This window comes from Steroidobacter denitrificans (assembly GCF_001579945.1).
In the GTDB taxonomy this organism is placed as follows: Bacteria; Pseudomonadota; Gammaproteobacteria; order Steroidobacterales; family Steroidobacteraceae; genus Steroidobacter; species Steroidobacter denitrificans.
The window spans coordinates 3,088,046-3,105,469 of the sequence record NZ_CP011971.1; the positions used below are offsets into that span (position 1 = coordinate 3,088,046).

At 62.6% G+C, this 17,424-nt stretch carries 14 protein-coding genes; 10 read left to right on the top strand and 4 right to left on the bottom strand.

Features of this window, described 5'->3' with window-relative positions; translation table 11 throughout:
* Nucleotides 1-63 precede the first annotated feature (63 nt).
* A complete protein-coding gene (gene rpoH / locus ACG33_RS13910; RefSeq protein ID WP_066922063.1) occupies nt 64-948 on the top strand; it encodes an RNA polymerase sigma factor RpoH in 885 nt (294 codons plus the stop codon).
* A gap of 105 nt (nt 949-1,053) precedes the next feature.
* Here rpoH and ACG33_RS13915 read toward each other — a convergent pair whose 3' ends face one another.
* Nucleotides 1,054-1,692: an OmpA family protein gene (locus tag ACG33_RS13915; RefSeq protein WP_066922066.1), complete on the bottom strand. Its 639-nt coding sequence runs from the start codon at nt 1,690-1,692 to the stop codon at nt 1,054-1,056.
* Nucleotides 1,693-2,208: 516 nt separating this feature from the next.
* On the opposite strand from ACG33_RS13915, the gene ACG33_RS13920 reads away from it, so the two are divergent.
* A complete protein-coding gene (locus ACG33_RS13920) occupies nt 2,209-3,384 on the top strand; it encodes an acyl-CoA dehydrogenase family protein (RefSeq protein WP_066922068.1) in 1,176 nt (391 codons plus the stop codon).
* 444 nt (nt 3,385-3,828) lie between these two features.
* Here ACG33_RS13920 and ACG33_RS13925 read toward each other — a convergent pair whose 3' ends face one another.
* Entirely contained in the window at nt 3,829-4,476 is a 648-nt protein-coding gene (locus ACG33_RS13925) for a YdbL family protein (RefSeq protein WP_083536967.1), read from the bottom strand.
* A 130-nt stretch (nt 4,477-4,606) separates the two neighbouring features.
* Nucleotides 4,607-6,844: a hypothetical protein gene (locus tag ACG33_RS13930; protein ID WP_157071809.1), complete on the bottom strand. Its 2,238-nt coding sequence runs from the start codon at nt 6,842-6,844 to the stop codon at nt 4,607-4,609.
* 316 nt (nt 6,845-7,160) lie between these two features.
* Here ACG33_RS13930 and ACG33_RS13940 point away from each other — a divergent pair, with 316 nt between their 5' ends.
* Nucleotides 7,161-8,672 (top strand): response regulator, encoded by a 1,512-nt coding sequence (locus ACG33_RS13940; RefSeq protein ID WP_066922074.1) that lies wholly within the window; start codon nt 7,161-7,163, stop codon nt 8,670-8,672.
* A 153-nt stretch (nt 8,673-8,825) separates the two neighbouring features.
* Here ACG33_RS13940 and ACG33_RS13945 read toward each other — a convergent pair whose 3' ends face one another.
* Nucleotides 8,826-9,236, bottom strand: a complete 411-nt coding sequence (locus ACG33_RS13945) for a bactofilin family protein (RefSeq protein ID WP_210399092.1) — start codon at nt 9,234-9,236, stop codon at nt 8,826-8,828.
* Between the two features lie 221 nt (nt 9,237-9,457).
* Between ACG33_RS13945 and ACG33_RS13950 the strand changes: the two genes are divergently transcribed.
* The 7 genes from ACG33_RS13950 (at nt 9,458) to ACG33_RS13980 (ending at nt 17,410) form a co-directional block, all read left to right on the top strand.
* Nucleotides 9,458-10,807 (top strand): M16 family metallopeptidase, encoded by a 1,350-nt coding sequence (locus ACG33_RS13950; RefSeq protein ID WP_066922082.1) that lies wholly within the window; start codon nt 9,458-9,460, stop codon nt 10,805-10,807.
* Nucleotides 10,808-10,818: 11 nt separating this feature from the next.
* Nucleotides 10,819-12,303, top strand: coding sequence for a M16 family metallopeptidase (locus ACG33_RS13955; RefSeq protein WP_066922084.1), 1,485 nt, complete (start codon nt 10,819-10,821; stop codon nt 12,301-12,303).
* Nucleotides 12,304-12,517: 214 nt separating this feature from the next.
* On the top strand, nt 12,518-12,817 hold the full coding sequence (locus tag ACG33_RS13960) for a DUF6522 family protein (protein WP_210399093.1): 300 nt from the start codon (nt 12,518-12,520) through the stop codon (nt 12,815-12,817).
* Between the two features lie 113 nt (nt 12,818-12,930).
* Complete coding sequence (trpS, locus tag ACG33_RS13965) at nt 12,931-13,938, top strand: tryptophan--tRNA ligase (RefSeq protein ID WP_066922086.1); 1,008 nt, start codon at nt 12,931-12,933, stop codon at nt 13,936-13,938.
* Between the two features lie 219 nt (nt 13,939-14,157).
* Nucleotides 14,158-15,189, top strand: a complete 1,032-nt coding sequence (locus ACG33_RS13970; RefSeq protein ID WP_210399094.1) for a hypothetical protein — start codon at nt 14,158-14,160, stop codon at nt 15,187-15,189.
* Between the two features lie 44 nt (nt 15,190-15,233).
* Nucleotides 15,234-16,487: an MgtC/SapB family protein gene (locus ACG33_RS13975; protein WP_066922089.1), complete on the top strand. Its 1,254-nt coding sequence runs from the start codon at nt 15,234-15,236 to the stop codon at nt 16,485-16,487.
* Entirely contained in the window at nt 16,484-17,410 is a 927-nt protein-coding gene (locus ACG33_RS13980; RefSeq protein ID WP_066922091.1) for an SDR family NAD(P)-dependent oxidoreductase, read from the top strand. Before ACG33_RS13975 ends, ACG33_RS13980 begins: the two co-directional genes overlap by 4 nt.
* Nucleotides 17,411-17,424: the final 14 nt, after the last annotated feature.

Here is a 17,424-nt window from a genome sequence, read left to right on the forward strand (position 1 = left end):
CTGCTAAACTTGCTATCAATTCTTCGGAGGGGGATCCTGCCAATGACTGATGTTGCGACTCCGATGGCCTTGACCACCACGGCACGCACCACGACCGAGCTTGCCTTCGCCGGTCCGGTCGGCAGTCTGGATGCCTATGTGGATCGCGTGGCGCGCATCCCGGTACTCACGCGCGACGAGGAAACGGCTCTTGCACAGCGCCTGCGCCAGGACGGAGATCTGGATGCGGCACGCCAACTGGTGCTGTCGCATCTGCGCTTCGTCGTGCATATCGCACGCGGCTATGGCGGCTACGGTCTGCCGATCGGTGATCTGATCCAGGAAGGCAATGTCGGGCTCATGAAGGCGGTGAAGCGCTTCGACCCGGGTGTCGGCGTGCGCCTGGTCTCATTCGCCGTACACTGGATTCGAGCGGAAATCCACGAATACGTGCTGCGCAACTGGCGTCTGGTCAAGATCGCGACCACCAAGTCGCAGCGCAAGCTGTTTTTCAACCTGCGCCGCTTCAAGAAGAATCTGGGTTGGCTGACCGATAGCGAAACGCGGGCGATCGCCAGCGATCTCGGCGTGAGTGCCGCGGAAGTCACGGACATGGAACAGCGCCTGAGTTCCCGCGACCTGTCTTTCGATCCGACGCCGGATATGGACGACGAGGACGGCGGCAGTTATTCGCCCTCAGCCTATTTGCAGCACCCCGAGGCCGATCCCTCGATCGCCATCGAGCGGGAACAATGGGACGAGGACACCTCCGAGCGTCTGGCACAGGCGCTGGAAACGCTGGATGAGCGCAGTCGCCATATCCTGCATAGCCGCTGGATGACGGAACAGAAAGCCACTTTGCACGAACTCGCCGAGAAGTACGGTGTCTCCGCCGAGCGTATTCGCCAGATCGAGGCCAACGCGATTCGCAAGCTGCGCGGTCTGATCGCGGAGCCGGCTGCGGCCTGATCCGCTGCCCTGAGCTGCTCCGCGATAAAAGCCGGCACCTGGGTCCAGGTGCCGGCCGGATCGGATCCCGCTCGTCATGCAGTGGCTGGTACCTGCCGGGCCGGCCTATGTCACCGGGACGATCGTCAACTCAACTCGTCGATTCGCCGCACGACCCTGCTCGGTATCATTCGAGGCAATCGGATAGTTCTTGCCGGCGCCGACGGTGAGCAGCCGCTGGGTACTCACCCCTCGGCTCGACAAATAGGCCGCTACCGATTGCGCACGGCGCTCCGACAAGGTCTGATTGTACTGGTCCGAACCCGTGCTATCGGTATGCCCGGCGATCTCCACCACGGTCTTGCCGTATTCCTTGAGGACCATGGAAACGCCGTCCAATACGCTGTAGAACTGCGAATTAACATCGGCACTGTTCAGCGCGAAGGTGACGTTGCCCGGCATGTTGAGCGTAATGTTGTCTCCCATGCGCGTCACGCTCACGCCGGTGCCTTCCAGTTGCTGGCGCAGCTTTGCTTCCTGCACATCCATGTAATAGCCGACGCCGCCGCCCGCGATGGCGCCTACGCCCGCGCCGATGAGTGCATTCTCCAGTTTGTCACCCTTGGTCAAAAGCCCGACCACGGCACCGGCGGCTGCACCGATGCCCGCGCCCTTCACCGCCTTGCTGGTTTGTTGTTCGCGCGTGTAGGGGTTCACGGTTGTACAGGCGCCGAGCACGCAGGTCGCCACGACAGCAATACTCATCGGTCTCAAGAATCTATTTACCATAAAATCTCCTTATCTTCATGAAAAACATCTGCATTCTGCTGATCCGTCACCATCCAGGATCGGCCGGCCGCTCATATGCGTTCGTCGCGGCGCCAGGCGGCGGCGAATCCAGGCCGCTACCCGTGCGCCAGCCCGCCGGATGCGCATCATCGGGCATCAGCCTCGCGAGACCGTGCTGAACGGATCCTGAATTCAGAACGGAAGCCGCAGTTTGCGATAAACGAAACTCAACAGCCATTGCGGCCCGATCCTCAGGAACCGGTTGCCGGTGAAGAATCTTGTTTCATCTGCCATTCCACCCGGCCATTCCGCCTGGCCGTTTCACCCGGTGTTTCCCCCGGCCAGACCTGTCAGCAGTCGATTTCCCCTACTGCCTCGATGCAAGCTTGCGGTTAATCTTGCATGACTTTGCCAAGAGTCGAAAACTCGATAGGCACACTGTGTCAGGCAATGACACAGCCCGGCAAAACCCGGTACCGGAGTCATTCTGGAATGAAGCACCGCACCGCCGCTGAACTCGACCCCGTCGATCTGTACGCCGTACGCAGCATGCTCAGTGAAAGCGAGCGTCTGATGCAGAATTCCGTCGCCGCATTCGTCGATCATCAGGTCATCCCCATCATTGCCGAGTGCTTCGAACACGAACACTTCCCTCGGGAGCTGATCGGCACCATGGCCGAACTCGGCCTGCTGGGCTGCTCCCTGCGAGGTTACGGGTGCGCCGGTCTCAATGGCGTCTCCTACGGCCTGATCTGCCAGGAACTGGAACGCGGCGATTCCGGACTGCGCAGCTTCGTGTCGGTGCAGTCCAGTCTGTGCATGTATCCGATCCATGCCTTCGGCAGCGAAGCGCAAAGAAAGCGCTGGCTGCCACCCATGGCCAGGGGCGAAGTCATCGGATGTTTCGGCCTGACGGAGCCGCATGGCGGCTCCGATCCGGCAAACATGAAGACGTACGCCCGCAGACAGGGACAGGACTGGATTCTCAATGGCTCCAAAATGTGGATCACCAACGGCGCCATTGCTGACGTGGCTATCGTGTGGGCTCGTACCGATGGTGGTATTCGCGGCTTCCTGGTCGAGAAGGACTTCAAGGGATTCAGGACCAGCCTGGTCAAGCACAAAATGAGTCTGCGCACATCGGTCACATCCGGTCTGTTCTTCGATAACGTGATCGTGCCGGAAGAAAACGTCCTGGGGGTGGTCGGTCTGAAAGGCCCGCTGTCCTGCCTCACCCAGGCGCGCTTCGGCATCTGCTGGGGCGTGATCGGTGCCGCGCAGGCCTGTCTTGCCCAGGTCATCGATTACTCGAAGACACGCAGCCTGTTCGGCAAACCGCTGGCAGCCACTCAGTCCGTCCAGATCCGGCTGGCGGAGATGTCGCGCAAGATCACCACGTCACAATTACTGGCACTGCAACTCGGCCGCCTGTACGACTCGGACCGGATGGAGCCCACGCAGGTATCGATGGCCAAGTGGCATAACACCCGCGCCGCCATAGAAGTTGCTCGTGACGCGCGCGATCTGCTGGGCGGTGCCGGTGTCAGCATCGAGTATGTACCGATCCGTCACGCGCTCAATCTCGAAAGCGTGATCACCTATGAAGGTACGGAAACCATTCATCAACTGACGGTTGGACGAGCGCTCACAGGTCTGAGTGCCTTCTGAGCGGGCCAGGGCCGAGCACTGCCGGGAATCCCCGACGGCAATATCCACCCCGACCGGCCTCCTTCGACAATGACACCCTGTCCGGCCGTACCTTAGAATGGCCGGATGTTGCGACAACAAAACAGTGGCAATAACACGACAAAGTGATATAAGCTTTGTTTTCGCCGTGACACACTCGCAACATGTGTGCCACTTACGGAATTACACGACAGTTGCTCAGTCAGGCCGGCTTGGCCATGAAGCAAGCAGGCTCAGCAGAGCGGCTCGAAGCAAAAAGCGGGGATGGCAGCAAGGGAGCAGGGGAACATAATAAAGCATCATGGACGATGCCGCCGCGGCCCGGCAGGGGCAGGAAGGCGTCAGGTATTTGGAAAGGAAACAAAAAAGCCCTGCAAATGCAGGGCTTTTTTATGTACGTTCCCTTTATATTTCTTTTATTTACGTTTATTTACGTTGCCACGTTCCTGCGGCATCCTGGTAATACCAGCCCGCGGACGACTTGCCGATCCAGCGCTGTGCAAACGTGGCACGGATATCGGCTTCCCATTCCGGATGGCCGTTCGCGACGGCGATTTCGCGATACAGGTTATTGCGGTCGGCGTTCTCGTCGACGATCAGCTTGCGTACCGTATTTCGCTCCGGCAACGCGACCAGATTCTGGTCGCGCACTTCGATGAGTCCGTCGCGAGTCAGTCCCACGGCGCCTGCTTCATAATACTTTTTCAACAATGTATGACGCGACTCCATTGACTGAGTCAACTGGCGCACGGCCGGCGTGGCGATGTTCAGGTCCGGCCCTGACTGTGCCTGCGCCGGAGCCACCAGCAGATCGAGCAGCGTTCCGGCCGCAGCCAACAATACGCGTTGACTCGCACCCGTACGTTGGTGCTCGTCCCCATCCAGCGATGTCTGCTCCGGCTCCGGTACAGCGTCCCGCTTCGGTGCGGCCGCATCCTTGCCCCACACATCCTCGATGATCTTGTCTGCCGCCTTCTCTGCGGCTGCGGCGGGAAAATACACATTGATCGTGACGCATGCCGACAAGGCAAGGCAGCAGGCGGCCAGCTTCAACGGGGCAAAACGCAGCATCATGAACTCCCAGGTATCCTGCCGCGCGGCAGGCAGCGCAAGTCTGGCATTTTTACAGCCAAACTTCAGCGGGCGACCCGAATCGCCGGTCAGGCGCGGCTGAACCCCGGCCTGCCCGACTCCGGGCGAACGCCTATCGCACCACCGGCCCTTCCGCTTGCGTCACGGCCATGAGCTGCTGCACCAACCGCGGCCAGTCGACTCGGCGGGAACTGCCGATCACATCGATACGCGGCAAACCTTTGCCTTTCACCAGGTAGTAGGTCCCGTCCGCGCGATCTTCCACTCCCCCCATCGTACACACGTCGTTCTGCAGCCGGCAGGACACGCCCAGCCGGTCATAGTTGAAATCGTCAAAAAAACGCATCACGCCGCTCGACAAGGCTGCTGTCACGCCGGCGCCACCGCCGCCGATGCGGCCGATGTTCTGCACCGCATGCTGGCTGATGCGGTGCCGGGAGCGATCATGCTCCGGCGTATACAGGCGCGCATCGAACGCTACCGGCATCCAGTTGAACAACTGCAGCCCATCGATCCCACCCGACAACCTGCCGCTGATACGGCCAAAGGAAAAGGCGCGGGTCAGCGATTCCAGATCCAAACCGTCCAGCGCAATGTTCGAGTAGAAACGGGGCCACTGGCCGAACGGCTCTTCCAGCCGCAGATCCGCCACGGTGACCATCCCATCGAACACCTGGGCGCGCAAGATCGTACCCAAGGTCAATACGCCATCGCGCATGCGCAGTTTCGACACCTTGCCGCTCAAGCGTCCGCCGAATTCTGGCCAGCCAAACGCCCGGCCCAGCGCCGCGATGCTCATCGGCTCGATCTGCGCATCGATCAGGAACGCCATGCCGGTGGAGCCGGTATGGCGCATACGGAAACTCTGCAGGTCGATCGCACCATCCAGCACCGGTATCCGCGCCGGCCGCAAAAGATGAAACTGCCGATCGCCGGCCGTGAACGCCAGAGCTCCGCCACCTACCTCCAGGCCGAACACGGCACCGCTGCGCCATTGCAGATGCGATGCCTGCTGCCGTGCGGCCGGCGGCGCCGCGCCGCCGGCTTTCACTTCGCGCCTGGTCTCGGCAAGCGGCGGCCTCGTCATGCTCCAGTTCACCTGTCCGGTCAGTCCGGCCAGCCCGAACCCCAGCCGGTTGCCGACGTCCAGTTCATCCAGGGTCAGGGCGATCTTGCGCGGCACACCATCCTCGACCTCAAGATGCCCCTCGACGCGTCCCGACGTCTGCATCGACTTGAAGTTCGTATCCAGCAACAAAGGCTGCAGGTAGCTTTCGTAAGCCTCGGGAAAGCGCAGTCCAGCCAGATCCAGACGCATCGATCGCAGCGGCGGCCCTGCCCCGAATGCGATGCGCGCCTCTCCAGCGGCCTGAGCCACGCCCGCATGGGTCCAGCTGAAGTTGTCGAGCCTCAATGACCGTCCGGACGCAAAGCTTCCCGTGGCCTGCACGGACAACGCATGGACGCCGAAATCCAGGAAGAACGGCTGTGCATATACCTGTCCCGAGCCGGACTCGGCCTGTGCGGCGAAATGGATCGTATTCGCCGCCCGGTCATCGCCCTGCAACCGGCTGCGCAGACGTATCGCCAACTGATCACTGGCGATGCTGCCGCGATCGTTGTGCGCACTCAGCATCGATACATCGGCATCGATAGTTGCCGTATGCAGGCGGGTACCGGAACCACGGGCCTCGACCGATAAGCTGACCTCACCTTCCGCCGACCAACCGGCCACCGGCAGCGCCAGCGCCCCGGCAATCTGCATCAGCGTCGCCGGCGGCACGTTCGACATCTTCAATCCGCCTTGCCAGGCCCGTGCGCGCAACGTGCCCTGCAACTCCGCCGTGCCTTGCGCCAGCCGAAGGCCATCCAGGGAAATATCGAGCGTTGCATCGGCACGTCCATAGCGAATACGCGCCCGCAGAATCTGCGGACCGATGACCGGCCAGTCTGCTGCGACCCGTGCCTGCCTGCAGCCGAACGCCTCATCCGACAGATCGAGGCGCGGACATTCGATCCGCACTCCGCGCAGCGTCTCTTGCAGGGAAGCAAGTTTCAACTGGGCGATGGTGAGTATCGCGGAGGGCGCCTCCGCCCCGCCCGCCCCACTCACTCCGCTCACCCCGATCCGCACATCCCGGGCCTGCCAATCCTTGCCCTGTGCATGCTTCAGACTGAACACGATATCCCTCGGCACGCCGGGGCCGGGCGCAGATGCGGGAATCTTTGCCGTCGCGACAGCCGAAGCACCAATCCATAGCGTGCAGACCAGGGCCGTCCAGGTCACCACCTTCCAGGCCGGCGCCCTCCAGACCGGAACGATGGACCGCACCACGGACCATCGGGCCATGCCGGTGGGCCGAATCGGGTACAGTCTTTCGGATGGATCCTTCCTGGTCCTCATCGACCTGCCTGAACGATTTCGCCAGCGCCTGCTGCTCGCATGACGGCACTGGATCATTAATGACTCAGCCCATGTAGCCGGTTCACCCGATGCCGCGACGGCAGCCTGGCGAAGTCCGCGCCGGGACGCGGACATGAAGGCAGGCCGCTCAGCATGAGGCCTGGCCGGCTGTACAGATCAGAAGGACTGGCCAGAAAGGCGCCGAGGCAGCTATGTTAGGCACACCCATGGTGTTTCTGCCAGCCAATGCCTGTCACTCATTATGAAGCGTGCTCTGATCGTCGATGATTCACGCTCGGCCAGGATCATCCTGAGCCGCATGCTCGAAAGTTACGACCTGGAGGTGGATGCCTGCGAATCGGCCGAGCAGGCGCTGGAACACCTGCGGCACAGTAGAGCCGATGTCGTCTTCATGGACCATCTGATGCCCGGGATGGATGGATTCCAGGCCGTGCAGGCGATCAAGAACAACCCCGAAACCGCCACGATCCCGGTGATCATGTACACCTCGCAGGAAGGTGAATTGTATTTGTCCCAGGCACGCGCGCTCGGCGCCGTCGGCGTATTGCCGAAAACGATCAACCAGTCGGATGTATCGCGCGTGCTCTATCAATTGCACCTGCTGCCCGACCGGCGTCAAGAGGCGCCGGGCGTAACGCCCGCCCATGCATCGACATCGGCCGCGGCAACCCACTCCGTGGATGCAGCTCCCCTGACCGAACGGCCTGCACAGACCGACACGCGCCCCGAAAAAGCCGTCGACACCCGGACCGCCTATATGCCGGCAGGCGCGCACGACGTCGTCCATCTCGACGCCCATCCCGCTCCCGGCGAAATGGAAGTGGCCATACGTACCGCCGTGACGCCGCTACTGAAGGAGCACGGCGTGGAAATGCGCCGGCTGCTGCTGGCCAGTCTGGAGGTCTTCGCCCGGCGTATCGATAAGAACGCCAGGCAAGCTGCGCTTCACGCGGCGCCCGTCCAAGGGAATTCCGCTCCCCGTTCCGTCGAGGGCGATTCCGGCCGGCTCGACCAGGTGCCTGCCGAAGGTGGCGAAACGATCTCGGCGCCTGCGCCGAGATCGGTCCGGCGACGCTGGCCGCTGGCGGCGGCGATCGCGGCATTGGCTCTGTTGCCCACCGCGGTGCTTACCCTGATGCAGCTACGCGCCCAGGATCACATCCACGAGTTGGCGCGCTCCAATGCTCATCTGACGAACCTCCTGGCGGAACAGCATGCCGGTCTGCGCGAATTACAACAGACCCTGGACAATCCCCCGCTGGATATCGCAGCCGCTCTCCTGGAAGCGCCTCGTAAAGTGGCAACGGCCAATGTGCCCTATGGAGAAGCGCCCTTGGCGGGTGCGCGACTGGAACGATTGCGCGAAATGATCGCAGCGCTGCAATCCGCCGGCTTCGAGGGCAGGCTGCGTATCGCCACATTCACGGGTGAATTCTGCCTGACCGGCAACAGTATGGAAGGCTATTCGCTGGCCGCCGACGATACGCCTCTGCAACGCTGCGATCTCGTCGGCAATCCATTCGAAGACGCCCTGACGGCCGCTCAGCGCCAGTCTCTCGCGTTCGCGAACCTGATCGCATCCACGCAGCAGGAAACCACCGCACTTACATTCGACATCCACTATGAAGGCCGCAAACCCAGCGTTCCCTATCCCGACAGCGGCAAGTCGGCTCAGCTGTCGGCGGGAGAATGGAACAGGATCGCCGCACAAAATAATCGCGTCGAGTTCATCGCGCTGCCGGCGGGCTCCTGAACATCCGTTGTCTATCCCCGCCGGAAACGGGCCCTGAGGTCTGCCACTGAGACCTGACGCCTGACACCCGAACGCTATGATGGTGTCCGGGGATCTCCATGACCGGCACCGCGGATCCGCCACTGCCGGAGCGAGCGCCGGATTGCGCCATCGTTATCCGGTTTCGCCGTCCTGGAATCTTTTTTCCTCGAAATGGACCACCGGGGCGGCGCTGGTCACCGCCACATCGCCGTCCAGCACCGCACCTTGGGCGATCGCGATGATGGCAGCGTTCACCGAGCCGCGAATGCGCGCGGTATGACGAATCTCGAGCTTGTTCTCGACCCTGACGCTGCCCTCCACCTCACCTGCAATCACCGCATTCGCCGCACATACCAGGCCCTCCCAACGGCCGCCTGCCGACAGGGTGAGCGCCCCCCGCACGACGCCTTCGCCTTGCACCCTGCCGGCAACGATCAGGTCTGCGCCGCATTCGAGATTGCCGATCAAAGTCGTGCCCGCTCCCACGAAGGTCGGATTGCCGGATCCACGATCGGCGAAGCGACGGTGCGGTGTATCGGACATGGAATGCTCCTTGTGCGGGCTGGCCTCGCGGATGGGCATCCACAAGAGTGCAGTTGGTAAACGATGCATGAGCGGCTCGTGCAGCGCCAGCATGTCTGCCCGTAGCGACAGACTGCAGCGCCTGCCGCAGCCAGATCAATACCGCACTCCTTGCACGCCGGCGGCTTTCATTGTCGCTATGATGAGCCGCCTCACCGATCAGGACCGATTCTTCCATGCGAATGCTGCATCGACTCCTGCTGCTCGCCCCGCTCCTGCTGCTCGCGGCGAACAGCACAGCCGATACGCCCGGCCAGGTTCCGGGCGCCGGCCTGGTCGAATTCGCCGTACTCGCCAACGGCATGCGGATCATTGTCTGGCCCGATCACGACATCCCGAATGTCGCTCTGTACAACTGGGTACGCGTCGGCAGCCGCAATGAAGTGCCCGGTATCACCGGCCTCGCGCATTTCTTCGAACATATGATGTTCAATGGCACCCATACCCATGCACCCGGTGAATTCGACCGGATGCTGGAAGCCAACGGGGCGCGCAACAACGCCTATACCAGCGGCGACGTCACCGTGTACCAGGATTGGTTTCCCCGCGCAGCGCTCGAACCGATCTTCGCCCTGGAAGCGGACCGGCTGCGCAATCTCGCGTTCGATCCCGAAGTCATCGAAAGCGAACGTGGCGTCGTGTATTCCGAACGCCGCCTGCGCGTGGAGGACAGCCATTTCGGTAAACTCCAGGAACAGGTCCAGGCCACCGCCTTCCTGGCGCATCCCTACGGCATACCCACGATCGGCTGGCCCTCGGACATCGAATCCTGGACGCTTCGGGATCTGAAGACCTTCTTTGTCACGAACTATGCGCCCAACAATTGCACGATGGTGCTGGTCGGCGACGTCGATCCCGACGACGTAATCGCGCTGGCCAGAAAATATTTCGAGCCCCTGCCCGAACAGACGCCGCCGCCGCCGGTACGCACCATCGAACCCGTTCAGCGCGGGGAACGGCGCGTAAATGTCGAGGTCGATGCCCAGACCCCCTTGCTGCAATTCGCCTATCACGCCCTGGCAGGCAGCGATGAACGCTGGCCCGCTCTCGATCTACTGGCACGCATTCTCACGGACGGCGACGCGTCTCGGCTGTATCGCTCACTGATCGAAGAACAGAAACTGGCCATTTCGGTCGCCAGCCACATCGAGGACGGATTCGATCCGGGTCTGGCCTGGTTCTTCCTGTCCCTGCCCGCCGGCGGCGACCTGCAGAAAGCCGAGGCGGCTTTCACGAACGAAATCGAGCGGCTGATCAAGCAGGGCGTCGACACCCGGGAACTCGCCCGCGCCCGCAGCCAGGCCCTGGCGGATTTCTGGCGCGGTCTGGCCACGATCGACGGCAAGGCTCAGGCGCTCGGCACCTATGCCGTGCTGCGCGGCGGTCATGAAAAACTGTTCGACACGCCTCGCCTCTATGAACAGGTCACATCCGAGGATATACGGACACTGGCCGCCGAGTTCCTGCGCCCGACGAATCGCACGGTCGGCGTGCTGAAGGCCGGCGCTCCGCAGGAGGGTCGAGCGCCGTGAGACAGGGGATCATGAAAAGGTTCGAAAGCGCCTCCATCCACATGATCCTGGGCATGGTCTTCGTCCTGGCGTGTCTGCTTGCCGGCCGGGCGGCGCTCGCCGGCGGCGGCGTGAAGACACCCGATTTTACGCGCCTGCGGCTCGCCAACGGCGTCGTCATCCTGCTGATGGAGCAGCATGACGTTCCATTGATCGCCTTCGAGGCGGTCCTGCGCGGCGGTGCACTGGGCGATCCTCCCGATACGCCCGGCGTTGCCGCTGTACTGGCCTCCCTGCTGGAGAAAGGCGCCGGCGCGCGCGACGCCGGCGCATTCGCTCGTGCGATCGCCGACGTCGGCGGCATCATCGAGACCTCGGCCAGCGCCGAAAGCATTTCGATCGGCGGCTCCTTTCTGGCGCGCGATCAGGCGCTGATGGTGGAACTGCTGACAGACATGCTGCAGCGGCCGCACCTGGCGTCGGCGCAGTTCGAGGCAGTACGCGCCCGCCGGATCGAATTCATCCGCGCGGCCAAGGATTCCAGCCTATCGGCGCTGACCTCGATCTACGGCATGGCACGATTGTTCGGCGAACATCCCTACGGCCGGCCGGTGAGCGGCAGCGAAGCCAGCCTCGCGCGTATTTCTCGCGCCGATCTCAGCCGCTACTATCAGGATCAGCTTGGTGCCGATCGGCTCATCATCGCCATCGCGGGAGACTTCCACGCCGCGCAAATGCAATCCCTGGTGTCGCGGGCCTTCGAACCATGGCGTCGGGCCGGTAAGGCATTGCCGGAGGTGCCGCCGCCTCCCGGACCGGTGCGCGGACGCAGCGTGCTGCTGATCGACGCGCCTGATTCGGCGCAGTCCTATTTCTGGGCCGGCAGCCTGGGAGTCGCACGCAGCGATCCGCGCCGTGCCGCGCTGGACGTCGCCAATACCCTGTTCGGCGGCCGCTTTACCTCCATGCTCAACAGCGAGCTGCGCGTGCGTACGGGCCTGAGCTATGGCGCGGCTTCGCGATTCGAACGTCTGACGCACGCCGGCAGCTGGGCCCTGACTTCCTTCACGCGCACCGAGACCACGATCGCCGCCATCGACCTGGCGCTGCAAACGCTCGATACGCTGCATGAGGATGCGCCGCATCACGGCGCCCTCGACACAGCCGCGATCGATTCCGGTAAGCGCTATATCCAAGGTCAGTTTCCGCTGGCCTTCGAGACCGCGGCACAATGGGCCTCCCAGCTCGCCAGCCTTGAATTCTATGGCTTCGATCGCAGCTACATCGACGGCTATTCGGATTCCATCGATGCGCTCACGCTCGAACAGACGCGCCGCGCCGTCGAGGAGATTTTTCCGCACAGCCGGGAACTGATGCTGGTCGTCATCGGCAATGCGAACTTGATCGGCGAAAAGTTGCGTAAATACGGTCCCCTGGTGCGCATGAAGCTGTCGGATACGGAATTCCGTGTACCGGCGGACAGCTCGCGAGCCACGCCGACAACCGCGCCTAAATGACCACCGGGTCCGCGCCCAAACAAAGCTATCCGGCGCGGCAGACGGCCCGGGCCGGCGCGCGTCGCGAGATGCGCCGATGACCGCGCCCCGGAAAGCATGCCGCCCGGAAATACGTATCAGCCCGAAGTGCACCGGTTATTCGATAAAGACAATATCCGAGGCGACACCTGAACTCGAACACCTGCCCCGGCCGGGGGCACGAAGCGGAGTCACCGTGACCGACACCAGCGCAACGCAGGCAGTGGAATTCAACGATGGTGCCTTCACCGTCGACGCGGCGGTCATTGCCGAAGGCTTTGCTCTCGCCCCGATGCTCGTTCAACGCAGAATGCGCGAAGGAAAGCTTACCAGCCGGTGTGAACGCGGCATGGATGAGGACGCCGGGCGCTATCGCCTGACTTTTTTCTATAATCAACGACGCTTCCACCTCGTCGTCGACGAGAGAGGCGCGATCCTGGAGCGCTCCGCCACCGTCAGGGCGGCTGCCGGAAGCGGCACCGGCAATCACCCTTGAACATTGGTTTCCGCTATCGGCACGCGGATCGGCACGAGCTTTGCGCCCGATCCGGCGCCGGCCGGTCACGGCCTTGAGGCGGCCGCGGGAACTCTAGCAGGCAGCGTTACCCCATGCGTATTCTATCCGGCGTTCAACCCTCCGGCCTGCTTCATCTGGGCAACTACTATGGGGCACTCCAGCAATACCTCGAACTGCAGCATGAGGAACAGGCGCTCTACTTCATCGCCGATTTGCACGCCCTCACCACCGTGCGCGATGCCGCGGCGTTGCGCACGGGCACCTTCGAAGCCGCGCTAGCCTTTCTTTCCCTGGGACTCGACCCGTCCAAGGCGATTCTTTTTCGGCAAAGCGACATTCCGGAAATCACCGAACTGCTCTGGATACTGGGCTGTCTCGTGCCGCTTTCGCACCTGGAACGCGCTCATGGCTACAAGGACAAGACCGCCCGTGGAATCGCGGCAAATTTCGGTCTCGTCGCTTATCCCGTGCTGATGGCCGCAGACATCCTTGCGTTCGGCGCGGATGTGGTGCCGGTCGGCAAGGACCAGATACAGCACCTCGAGTTCGCCCGGGACTGGGCCACTCGATTCAATCTCGCCTTCGTGGCGCGGTATGACCCGCAGGATCCCGAAGCGCACCGGCAGGGTAATGAGCGCGGCATCCTCAAATTGCCGCAGGCACGCTTGCAGGAAACCGCTGCCCTCGTTCCCGGCACCAATGGACAGAAAATGTCCAAATCGTCCGGTAATACCATCGATCTGTTTGCGGACGATGACTCGGTGCGCAAACAGATCATGGGTATCAAGACGGACTCGACATCGATCGAGTTGCCCAAACCCGACAACGCGTTGTATCGATTGCTCCAGCTGGTCGCCCCGCCCGCCGAGTTCGCACAGATCGACGCAAGCTGGCGCTCGGGCGGCAAAGGCTACGCCGAGTACAAGAAGACGCTCCTCGAGTGCTTCCATGCAAGGTTCGCAGCGCCCAGACGGCGACACGAGGAGTTGATCCGGGACCGTGGTGCGATAGAACGGATCCTGGCGGACGGTGCGCAACGAGCGCGCGCCCTTGCCGCCCCCGTCATCGATCAGGTTCGCCGTGCTGTCGGCATTCGCTAGCCCGGCATCACGGGCCGGGTTCATACGAAGCGGCTTTATCTTGCTACAGCGCATCGATCTGCGGCCGACCCGTCGGCACGGTCGAATCGTGTGACGCCTGTCACATCGCCACCGCGTCATACTCCTGGAAACGCCGTTATGGTTGCGTTTCGGGCCTGGGGTGCCTCAGGATTCCCCGTCTTATTGATTAAGTCCTGCGAGGAGGCGAGACTTCGAGGCTTGCGCACGGAATCTTCCGCGCCAGCCCTCCTATACGGTATGCAGTATCGGCGCAGCGATTTCGATGTCACCAATGCGGTGCAGGTCAGTTCGGCGGAAGCCGTACGCCGCGCCGTCGGTGATCTGTTCCGGCAGGCCTGGCCGAATTATCCGCTCGATCGTTTGGACAGTGCCTTCCAGGATTTCGAGCGGCTGTTCAATGGTCAATTTCCCGGCTACTACGGCTGCGACACCGTCTATCATGATTTGCAGCATTCGCTCGACGGTACCTTGGCGGTTGCACGGCTGATCGTCGCCCATGATCGTACCTGTCCCATCGACGAACGCATGGGGCCGGAGCGCGCCGTTCTGGGCGTCGTCACCGCCCTGTTCCACGATGCCGGCTACATTCGCCAGACTGACGATCAAACCCATCGCAATGGTGCGGAATTCACGCGCAGCCACGTCAGCCGCAGCGCTCATTTCATCGGTCGCTATCTGCCTACGATCGGTATGGCCGCATGGGTGCCCGTGGCGACCAAGATCGTTCACTTCACCGGCTACGAGGTCCAATTCGATCAGATTCGTCTGGACGATCACCGCGATCGCCGGCTCGGTCATCTGATCGGCACGGGCGATCTGATCGCACAAATGGCCGATCGCTGTTATCTGGAAAAATGCCGGGACCGCCTGTATCCGGAATTCGTGCTAGGCGGCATCGCGATGCCCAGCGACGAGGCGGGCAAGCCGTCGGTGCGCTTCAGCTCCGGATTGGATGTATTGCGTCAGACGCCCGATTTTGCGCAAGAGGTGCGACACACCCGTCTGGACGGCGAATTCGGCGGCCTGTATCGAACACTGGAAGCCTTGTTCAACGGCCGCAATCCCTACATGGAGATGATCGACCGTAATTTGGACTATCTCGCCGAGATCCTGCGCACCGGGCGCTGGCCCATGCTCCGGCGCGAACCACCCTGTTTCACCTGGGAGCGCAACCCGGTGCAGAACATCCGCTCCCTGGTCATCGGCCATCTCAAGCAGGTCTGGAAATAGCCATCGCTCTACCCCCGGCGTCCAGGCGGAGCTAGCCTGTACGTATGTCACCACCTGATCAATCCATCATCGGCCTTGCAGCCGCCCTCGCCGTCGGCATGCTCATCGGCCTGGAACGCGAGCGTCACAAGGGACGTGGTACGGGACGCGCCGCCGCCGGTATCCGTACCTTCACCCTGATCGCACTGTCGGGAGCGATCAGCATGCTGCTGGGCGACACGCTCGTGCTGGCCGTATTCGGCATCATGCTCGGCACCCTGGCCGCAATCAGTCTCCTGCACTCACCCCGGCGCGATCCTGGGCTCACGACCGAAATCACCATGCTGATCGCCTTTCTGTTGGGCGGCCTGTCCATGCGTCAACCGCAACTGTCGGCGGCACTGGCTGTCGTCGTCACCATCATTCTCGCGGCACGCACCCGCCTGCATGACTGGATACACGATGTGCTCACCGATCAGGAAGTGCGCAGCGGATTGATGCTGGCGGCGGCGGCACTGGTGATTCTGCCTCTGACGCCGACGGAACCCGTCGATCCTTGGGGCATCATCGCGCCGCGCCGGTTGTGGTTGCTCGCCGTACTGGTCATGGCCATCAACTCCGTGGGCTATATCGCCTTGCGCGCCCTCGGGCCGAAAGTCGGATTGGTCGTGGCCGGCCTGCTCTCCGGATTCATTTCTAGCACCGCGACGATCGCCGCCTTGGGAGGCAAGGCCAGGAGCAGTCCGGAACTGCATCGCGGAGCAGTCGCCGGTGCAGCGGCCTCCTCCATTGCAACCATCATCCAACTGTCCCTGCTGACTTCGCTGACTCACCTGACGACGTCGTTGCGGCTGGCGCCCGCATTGATGGGCGCCGGAATCGCGGCCGTGGCCTATGCAGGTCTGTTCACGCTGCGCAGCGCACGCGAGGTCAGCGAGCGCGAATCGCCGCCTGGGCGTCCTTTCGACCCCAAGACGGCCATCGTGTTCGTATTGCTGGTCGGTACTACGCTGGTGGTATCGGCCTTGTTGACCCAATGGCTGGGAGACAGAGGCCTGTTGATCGCGAGTGCCGCCGCGGGCTTCGGCAACACTCATTCTCCGGCAATCTCGGCCGCGGCCCTCGCCGCAGCCGGCAGCACTTCCCCCGAATTCGCCGCGATCGCCGTTCTTGCGGCATTCAGCACCAATACGCTGTCGAAGTTTGTCGTTGCCTTCACTTTGGGCGGACGGCGCTACGCTTTGGAACTCCTGCCCGGTCTCGTATTGATGTTGCTGGCCGCGTGGGGCGGCTGGTTCCTGGGTACCTTGATTCCATGAAGCGTCCGCTCCTTCCGCGCAGCCGTACGACCAAGCTCAAACGCGGCACAAGACATCCGTTGACGAAGCTCGCCCGGCGCTTTCCGCATAAACGCGCCTTCATCACCGGCGCAGGCAGCGGTCTGGGGCTTGAACTGGCGCGCGCCCTGGCGCGGGACGGATGGGCGTTGGGCCTGTTCGATCGCAATGTCGAGCGTCTCGCTGCGGTCGAAGCCGATTTATCCGGCAGGGGACTTTCCCTGACGGCCTATCCGGGTGACGTCACGCATGCGAATGAATTGACGGTCGCCGTCAATTCATTCGCTGCCGGCAACAACGGACTGGATCTCATCATCAATAATGCCGGCGTCGTCGCCTGTGGAACGCTGATGGAAGTGTCCACCGAAGACTGGCGCTGGAGCATCGACGTCGATCTCATGGGCACCGTGCACGGCTGCAGAGCGGCCATTCCGCATCTGCAACGCAACGGTCGCGGGCTGATCATCAACGTCGCCAGTGCGGCAGCCTTCGCGGCGGTACCCGGAACGATTTCCCACAACGCCGCCAAGGCGGCGGTACTGGCGCTGAGCGAAACCTTGCGGCAGGAATTGCGCAGCATCGGCATCCAGGTCAGCGTGGCGATGCCTGCGCTTTTTCCGACCAATCTGTTGGAGTCGGCGCGAGGTCCGGCCGGCCGGCGCGATCTGGCTGCCAGGCTAATGCGCTCCTCGCATTACCATGCCGCCGATGCAGCCCACGACATCCTCGCCCGGGCAGCCGCCGGAGGCGCCTATATCGTCCTGCCGCGATCCATGCAGCGCTGGTGGTGGATGAAACGCTGGATGCCTGAATTGTTTCTGCGCCGGGTGCACCGGCGCCGGGAGGCACTGCATCCTTACGTCGAACGGCCGGTCCGATTCGACGCACGGGACGAACGGCCGTGAGGATCGGCCCCTGA

Excerpts from the sequence above, each read along its gene's own strand:
- ACG33_RS13940 (WP_066922074.1), top strand. The coding sequence starts at position 7,161 with ATGAAGCGTGCTCTGATCGTCGATGATTCACGCTCGGCCAGGATCATC.
- ACG33_RS13920 (WP_066922068.1), top strand. The coding sequence starts at position 2,209 with ATGAAGCACCGCACCGCCGCTGAACTCGACCCCGTCGATCTGTACGCC.
- ACG33_RS13925 (WP_083536967.1), bottom strand. The coding sequence starts at position 4,476 with ATGATGCTGCGTTTTGCCCCGTTGAAGCTGGCCGCCTGCTGCCTTGCC.
- ACG33_RS13950 (WP_066922082.1), top strand. The coding sequence starts at position 9,458 with ATGCTGCATCGACTCCTGCTGCTCGCCCCGCTCCTGCTGCTCGCGGCG.
- ACG33_RS13980 (WP_066922091.1), top strand. The coding sequence starts at position 16,484 with ATGAAGCGTCCGCTCCTTCCGCGCAGCCGTACGACCAAGCTCAAACGC.
- ACG33_RS13930 (WP_157071809.1), bottom strand. The coding sequence starts at position 6,844 with ATGGCCCGATGGTCCGTGGTGCGGTCCATCGTTCCGGTCTGGAGGGCG.
- trpS (WP_066922086.1), top strand. The coding sequence starts at position 12,931 with ATGCGTATTCTATCCGGCGTTCAACCCTCCGGCCTGCTTCATCTGGGC.
- ACG33_RS13945 (WP_210399092.1), bottom strand. The coding sequence starts at position 9,236 with ATGTCCGATACACCGCACCGTCGCTTCGCCGATCGTGGATCCGGCAAT.
- rpoH (WP_066922063.1), top strand. The coding sequence starts at position 64 with ATGGCCTTGACCACCACGGCACGCACCACGACCGAGCTTGCCTTCGCC.
- ACG33_RS13975 (WP_066922089.1), top strand. The coding sequence starts at position 15,234 with ATGTCACCACCTGATCAATCCATCATCGGCCTTGCAGCCGCCCTCGCC.
- ACG33_RS13955 (WP_066922084.1), top strand. The coding sequence starts at position 10,819 with ATGAAAAGGTTCGAAAGCGCCTCCATCCACATGATCCTGGGCATGGTC.
- ACG33_RS13915 (WP_066922066.1), bottom strand. The coding sequence starts at position 1,692 with ATGAGTATTGCTGTCGTGGCGACCTGCGTGCTCGGCGCCTGTACAACC.